The 6,896-nt window shown below is 57.8% G+C and carries 8 protein-coding genes; 5 read left to right on the forward strand and 3 right to left on the reverse strand.

Annotated features, from left to right (window positions below; genetic code table 11):
• The 4 genes from ABYV89_RS13045 to ABYV89_RS13060 form a co-directional block, all read left to right on the forward strand.
• On the forward strand, window positions 1-275 hold a 275-nt coding region (locus ABYV89_RS13045), incomplete at its 5' end, for a GNAT family N-acetyltransferase (protein WP_432823382.1).
• Window positions 272-1,417, forward strand: a complete 1,146-nt coding sequence (locus tag ABYV89_RS13050; RefSeq protein WP_432823383.1) for a M20 family metallopeptidase — start codon at window positions 272-274, stop codon at window positions 1,415-1,417. The genes ABYV89_RS13045 and ABYV89_RS13050, both read left to right, overlap by 4 nt.
• Window positions 1,414-1,719 (forward strand): cupin domain-containing protein, encoded by a 306-nt coding sequence (locus ABYV89_RS13055; protein ID WP_432823384.1) that lies wholly within the window; start codon window positions 1,414-1,416, stop codon window positions 1,717-1,719. The genes ABYV89_RS13050 and ABYV89_RS13055 overlap by 4 nt, the downstream gene beginning before the upstream one ends.
• Before the next feature lie 22 nt (window positions 1,720-1,741).
• Entirely contained in the window at window positions 1,742-2,458 is a 717-nt protein-coding gene (locus ABYV89_RS13060) for a hypothetical protein (protein WP_432823385.1), read from the forward strand.
• 309 nt (window positions 2,459-2,767) lie between these two features.
• Here ABYV89_RS13060 and ABYV89_RS13065 read toward each other — a convergent pair whose 3' ends face one another.
• From ABYV89_RS13065 to ABYV89_RS13075, 3 genes are all read right to left on the reverse strand, one after another.
• Entirely contained in the window at window positions 2,768-3,280 is a 513-nt protein-coding gene (locus tag ABYV89_RS13065; RefSeq protein WP_432823386.1) for a hypothetical protein, read from the reverse strand.
• 307 nt (window positions 3,281-3,587) lie between these two features.
• Window positions 3,588-4,172, reverse strand: a complete 585-nt coding sequence (locus tag ABYV89_RS13070) for a hypothetical protein (protein WP_432823387.1) — start codon at window positions 4,170-4,172, stop codon at window positions 3,588-3,590.
• An 8-nt stretch (window positions 4,173-4,180) separates the two neighbouring features.
• Window positions 4,181-4,663, reverse strand: a complete 483-nt coding sequence (locus tag ABYV89_RS13075; protein ID WP_432823388.1) for a type IV pilin protein — start codon at window positions 4,661-4,663, stop codon at window positions 4,181-4,183.
• 663 nt (window positions 4,664-5,326) lie between these two features.
• On the opposite strand from ABYV89_RS13075, the gene ABYV89_RS13080 reads away from it, so the two are divergent.
• A partial coding sequence (locus ABYV89_RS13080) for an ABC-F family ATP-binding cassette domain-containing protein (protein ID WP_432823389.1) occupies window positions 5,327-6,896 on the forward strand: 1,570 nt, incomplete at its 3' end.

The raw sequence follows: 6,896 nt of genomic DNA on the forward strand, positions 1-6,896 counted from the left end.
AGAAGCACAACTCGGCATGGAAGTACGGTTACCTGGTCTGGCTCGGCGTGCGCTCCGGACTGCAGAAAGCCGGGGTCGGCGTCAAGCTGTTCCGCGAAATCAAGCTGCGCATGATCGACCAGGGGGTGAGGATGATGATCATCGACACCGACGCCGACAACGAGGCCGGCATCCGCTTCTTCAAAAAGCAGGGGTTCGGCAACATCCAGCAGCACGTCTACATGACCCTCAACCTGTCCCGCAAAACCGTCCGCAAACGGAGAAAACCCGCATGAGCGAACTTCTCGAACCGGTCTGGCACGCCATCGACCCCGAACGACTGCGCAACACCCTGATGGAGATGCTTGAAATCTACTCGCCGGCAGGCAAAGAGGAAGACATCCAGCTCTACCTCGAAGCGCTGCTGCAGAAAGCCGGCTTTGCCGTCGAACGCCAGGAGGTCGAGGAAGACCGCTTCAACCTCAAGGTGACCATGGGCCAGGGTCCGCCGCGCCTCTACCTGGTCGGCCACGTCGACACGGTGCCGGCCTGGGACCTGGAGGAATTCGAACCGCAGGAAGAATGGGGCGTGGTGCGCTGCCGAGGCCGCGCCGACATGAAGGGCGGCTGCGCCGCCATGGTCGAAACCTTTCTCGCCCTGGCCACCCTGCCCGAAGAGCAGCGGCCGCCGGTCGGCCTGCTGCTGGTGGTCGGCGAAGAAGAGAACGGCGACGGCAGCGCCACCTTTCTCCTCGGCGAAAAGCCCCCCTGGGTGGTGATCGGCGAACCGACCGCGCTGGCTCCCTGCTTCAGCCATTACGGCTACCTCGAAGCCGGGCTGGTCACCCGCGGCCGGCGCATCCACTCGTCGCTCCCCGAACTCGGCCACAACGCCATCGAATCGATGCTGCGGGTGCTGCTCAACCTCGGCCGGCATCCCCTCTTCAGCAAGGAAACCCCGGAACTGGTCTACTCGATCCGCGAACTCAGCTCGGCGCGGGCCGGCTTCGTCGTCCCCGACCGCTGCGAAGCCTGGATCGACCTGCACCTGCCCCCCGAAACCGATCCGGCCAGCGTTCGCCAGGGGATGGAAGAGCAGGTCGAAGGCGCCGCCGCCTTCGTCGACGACCTCGACATCGAAATGACCTTTACCTTCGATTCGCGCGGCTACCGGCTCGACACCGACAACTGGCTGACCGACGTGATCGAAGACATCTATCCCCGGCTCAACCTGCCGCTGCAGTACGACGCCTTTCGCTCCCACTCGGACGGCAACCTCTTCTTCGAAGCCGGCGTCAAACCGCTGATTCTCGGCCCCGGCTCGCTCGAGACCGCCCACACCCCCGACGAGCAGACCTCCCTCGGCGAAGTCGAAGCCGCCGCCCGCATCTACGCCGCCCTCTGCCTGGCCGCCGGCGAAAAACGGGGCGGACTATGAGCCAAGCCCAAACCATCATCCAGACCGACGATGTCCGGGTGCGGATACTCGAACTGCAACCCGGCCAGGCAACCCCCTGGCATTACCACACTGAAATCACCGACTTCATGGTCGGCCTCAGTGGCGACCTGCTGGTCGGCCTGCGCGACCCCGCCGAAGAGATCCCCCTGCCGCCGGGCAGCCGCTGTGAAATCGCCGTCGGGCGGGTTCACCAGGTGGCCAACCGCAGCGCCGTCGAGGCGGCGCAATACCTGCTGGTGCAGGGCGTCGGCACCTACGACTTCATCGAGGCCGACAACTGACCTGGCACGCAAAGGACTTGCCGTGGAGCCTTATCGCCCGACTCACAACGACGACACCAGCCTGCCGGACGAGGTGATTTCTGCCCTGCGCGGCGGCGCCAAGATCGAAGCAATCAAGCGGCTGCGCCAGATCCGCCATATCGACCTCAAAGACGCCAAAGAACAGGTCGAGACCTACCAGCGCAGCCATCCCGATACCAGCGACTTCTCCCCGTCAACACCCCCAGCAACAGCACCGTCCTCCAAAAAAGGCCTGCTGATCGCCCTCACGGTGATCATTGCCTTCGGCTGGGCCTTTATCACCAGCCTCGAAGCCGTCAGCAGCCTGATCGTGCTGGCCAACCTCGACGGCTACCAGGCAGACATCTTCACCATCGACAAACTGCGCCACGATTCCGACGGCGAAGGCGGACTGACCTGGGGTTTTGACGGCAAAATCGCCGGGCACGCCGAACGGCTCTACGCACCGCATCTCGCCGACACCAGCAGACCCGAGTTCAGAGAACTGCAGAAGCTCTTTCCCGAAGGGACCGCGATGCAGGCCTGGTACAACCCCGAGGTCACCGCCACCCTCTTCCAGGGCCGCAGCCTGCGGGTCATCCCCTACACCCCGGACCTGAAACAATCGGAGTTCAACCGTTTTATCTGGTGGATCAAGTACGCCCTCGCGCCACTGCTGCTCGTCCTGTTTCTCTCCAAACACCTGAATTCACGAACGACGCCCATCATTAAAGATTGACAATAACCCCTCAAAAGAGATAGAAAATCTCATGTGATTTTTTATGCATTCAAACAGTGCGCCTTGAAGTTAAACTCACCATTACCCACGTGGCATTCCAGGGTCACAATACCAATTTTAATATACTCGTCAGTTCTATCGCACTGTACTGGGGGCAAATTTTGCCTGCCAGGACCTCGCGACTCCCTATCCCCGACTATCCTCACCACATCACTCCACATAGTTGCGCTTGATGGACGTGTTCAGTGAAGACGGCGACCGTCATACCTACCTACAATTTCTTTGGGTATCTTGCGAAGAGGGGTGAAGCTATGACGGCGGACTTTTCCAGACCAGTTGTCTTCCGGTGAAGGGGTCAAAGATGTAGTCAGGGGGAAAGTATGTTCCGCTGTCGGGATTGTATTTCAGCCGTCCGGCTTCGCCGGAGAAGTTGAGGGTGTGAAATCCCATCAGCCCGAGGGAGAAGCGTTTTTCCACGCCGCTGCTCTTGTCGAACGTCCAGTAGACGACCCGGTTGGTCTGGCCGGGAGTGCGCAATGAGACCCGCTCCAGGGTTCGGGTCTGCCCTTGTCGCGTCGTCACCCTGAAGATTTCGTTGCCGAGGTTTTCAATGCGGCTCAGATCCGAGAACCGGTATTCATGCACTGCCCCTCCCATCCGGCCTTCGATCGTCCCCCGGGCCAGAATACGTGAAACCTTGACGCTTACCCCCTTGTGGTCGACCAGGGTGGCCCTCAGGTATTCATCGGCCGATATTGTGCCGGGAACCCCGCACAGGATCAGCAGAACCAACAGCAAGGCCCCCAGCGCCTTCGTTCTCATGCAGCCTCCTTGACGGCCAACTCTCCAGTGCAGACACCGACAAGTATAGCAACGATCTTGGCGATTTTCCTCTGCCACCGTTTCAGCGGAGCGAAGTTGCGAGAAATTCGGCTTTGGCGTGTCGGGAGTATCGCAGAAGGAGATTTGCACGTCAGGATGACCGGTGATGAGGGCTTGCGGCAGGCGGGACGGTTTGCCAAAAGCTGGGAGTTGTGACTGTGCAGACCTTCACTCTGCCTGGCTTAAAAGAGAAAAGGGGCAGGATTGAATATCCTGCCCCCGGAACATGCCCACCCGCTATCCCTTACTACAGCTGGAATCGCTCCATGATTTCCCGGTTGCGGGCAATGCCGGCCTGAACCCGCTCGATGAGCTCGCGCCCCTCCTCCGGCGTGAAGGCCTTCTTTTCCACCTCGGCTTCCAGTTCGTGCAGGTAATCGAGGAGCAGACCCTGATTATCGTGAAGGGCCGCCACAAAAGTCCGCAGTTCCTTGGCAAGCTGGTTGGTGCAATCGGCCAAATCCTTCAGGTCGTCCCACTGGCGCAAGTGAATCTGCACCCCGAGGTTCCCTCCGGCGATCTCCTTTAACCCTTTTTTCAGGCGGTAGACGGGACCGGCGACTTTATGACTGACAAAAATACTGAAACCGCCGAACAGGATGATGGCCACACCGACACCGGGCCAGACCCTGCCGTGAAGATCCAGCAGAGTCCGAGCCGCCTCCGCCTGCTGTTGGAGTGAGCCGCCGGAAACCATCGCAAAAATGTAGGGAGAGAACACCACCCCCATCAGGATAAAAGTATATACCAGCAGCATGAGGACGGTAAGAATGATGTACTTCGTCTGAAATTTCCAGTCGATGAAATACTTTCTGCGCCGATAGGTTTTCATAAGGAATCCTAGTGGGAAATGTTCTGTTCCGTTACAGTCACGATAGTCTGCGCCGAATCCTTGGCCTTGACCTTCAAGACATATTCGCCAGCGATGGAGCCGTCATAGCTAACAAATGCCGAAATGTGTTTCTTCATGTTATCGCAGGTAACAACATCGAAAACCACGTTGCCCCCCAGATCGGTGCAATTGTCGAAATTGAGGCCCACAGGAAAGTTCCCATGATCAACCTGATACCCTGCCAGCATCGTTCGAACGCTCTCGAGAACGGAAACACTCATGGTCAGGCGGGCTTTATCCACGTATTTGAAATATCCAAAGACTGAAACACTGGCAAGAATCCCGATTATCGCCACTACAATCAGGAGCTCGATCAGTGTAAAACCCCGTTCACGTTCTGCAGCAGGCATGAGCCCCCCTTTTGCGCTCTTCTGTAAATCCATTTCGTTCAACTCAGAGCAACTGAACCTTGAAACGTCCACTTTTCTCACAAGATTATTCATCCTTACAGACCTTTGTGAAGAGAAGATCGACCGTTTAAAAATACCGGCATGCCCCATTTGCTTCAGGGGACAACTCCGACCAAACCACATCGCTGCACGCGTCGAAATGATCAAGACGCACGAGCACACAGAGAAAAGGGAATACCTTCTCCGCCAGAATACACCCCTTGGCTACAAAACCATTCCGGCCTTGGGCGATTAAACTCGTAATGACAGACGCCGCCGAATGGTTGCATACCGGCGTATCGATCAGAGGATGAAATATACATAAGGAGAAGGTGTGTCAGAAAGTTGCCCCCCCCCCCGGAGAACCTTGCAAAAGACCGTTACCATCTGCATCGAAGTCGGCACACAAGTGCCCCATAAGTTGACAGGATAGACTGTGCCGGCGAATTCCGTACTCGTTCACCGTGTCACACACAAACTATAAACAATAAAGGATTAAATCACAAGACATTCGAGATTCTGCACAATCGGGCAATAACCTGCACGTGACTTTCCGCAAAGACCGTTCTGGCGCCATAGATGCCCGAATTAAAACCATAATTTGATTGCCGTGAACATGTCTAAGATGATATAAGAACAACGCACGTGAACCACAGGCTCACCCCTGTGGTTTTTTATTTTTCTCGAAAAGGAATTATTCCCGCCATGATCAGCGCACATAACGTGGCCCTCGCCTACGGCAAGAGGGTTATTTTCAAAGACGTCAACATAAAGTTCATCCCCGGCAACTGCTATGGCCTGATCGGCGCCAACGGCGCCGGCAAATCGACCTTTCTGAAAATTCTCGCCGGTGAAATCGAGGCGGACAAGGGCGAAGTCTCGGTCGGCAGCGGCGAGCGGATCGCCATGCTGCGCCAGGACCATTTCGCTTTTGACGAAGAGACGGTCTTCAATACCGTGATGATGGGGCACCAGCCGCTCTACAAGCTGATGGCCGAGCGCGAGGCGATCTATTCGAAGGGGGAGTTCACCGAGGAGGACGGGATCCGCTCGGGCGAGCTCGAAGCCGAGTTCGCCGAGATGAACGGCTACGAGGCCGAATCAGAAGCGGCGGTGCTATTGAACGGCCTCGGCATTTTCGAGGAACTGCGCCACAAGAAGATGAAGGAGCTCGAGGGGGGGGAGAAGGTGCGCGTGCTGCTGGCCCAGGCCCTGTTCGGCAACCCCGACATCCTGCTGCTTGACGAGCCGACCAACCACCTCGACCTCAAATCGATCGCCTGGCTGGAGGATTTTCTCTCCCGCTTTCAGAACACGGTCATCGTGGTCTCCCATGACCGCCACTTTCTCAACCAGGTCTGCACCCACGTGGCCGATATCGACTTCGGCAAGATCACCGTCTATGTCGGCAACTACGACTTCTGGTACGAGGCCAGTCAGCTGGTGCTGAAGCAGAAACAGGAAGAGAACCGCAAGGTCACCGACAAGGCCAACGACCTCAAGGAATTCATCCAGCGCTTTTCCTCCAACGCCTCCAAGGCCAAGCAGGCGACCTCGCGCAAGAAGCTGCTCGACAAACTCACCATCGAAGACATGCCGGTCTCTTCACGCAAATATCCCTTCGTCGTCTTCAAGGCGGAGCGCCCCTGCGGCGACATCATCCTCGAGATCAAGGACCTGTGCAAAACGATCGACGGGGTCAAGGTGCTGGACAAGTTCAGCCTGACCGTCAACAAGGGGGACAAGATCGCTTTTGTCGGCGGCGACAGCCAGACCAAGTCGACCCTGTTCCAGATTTTGGCGGGAGAACTCGAACCCGACAGCGGCAGCTTCCGCTTCGGCATCACCATCACCTCGGCCTACTTTCCCAAGGAAAACGGCAGTTACTTCCAGAACGACCTGAACCTGATCGAGTGGCTGCGCCAGTTCGCCCCCGGCGAGGGGGAGAGTTTCGCCCGCGGCTTTCTCGGCCGCATGCTCTTCTCCGGCGAAGAGGCGACCAAGCAGTCCAGCGTCCTCTCCGGCGGCGAGAAGGTGCGCTGCATGCTGGCCAAGATGATGCTCACCGGGGCCAACGTGCTGGTCTTCGACGAACCGACCAACCACCTCGACCTCGAATCGATCACCGCCCTCAACAACGGCCTGCTCGCCTATCCGGAAGTGATCCTGTTTGCCAGCCACGACCACAAGTTTCTCTCAACGGTCGCCAACCGGATCGTCGAATTCACCCCCGGCGGCTTCATCGACCGCTCGATGACCTTTGACGAATACCTGG

The organism is Trichloromonas sp. (assembly GCF_041583255.1).
In the GTDB taxonomy this organism is placed as follows: domain Bacteria; phylum Desulfobacterota; class Desulfuromonadia; order Desulfuromonadales; family Trichloromonadaceae; genus Trichloromonas.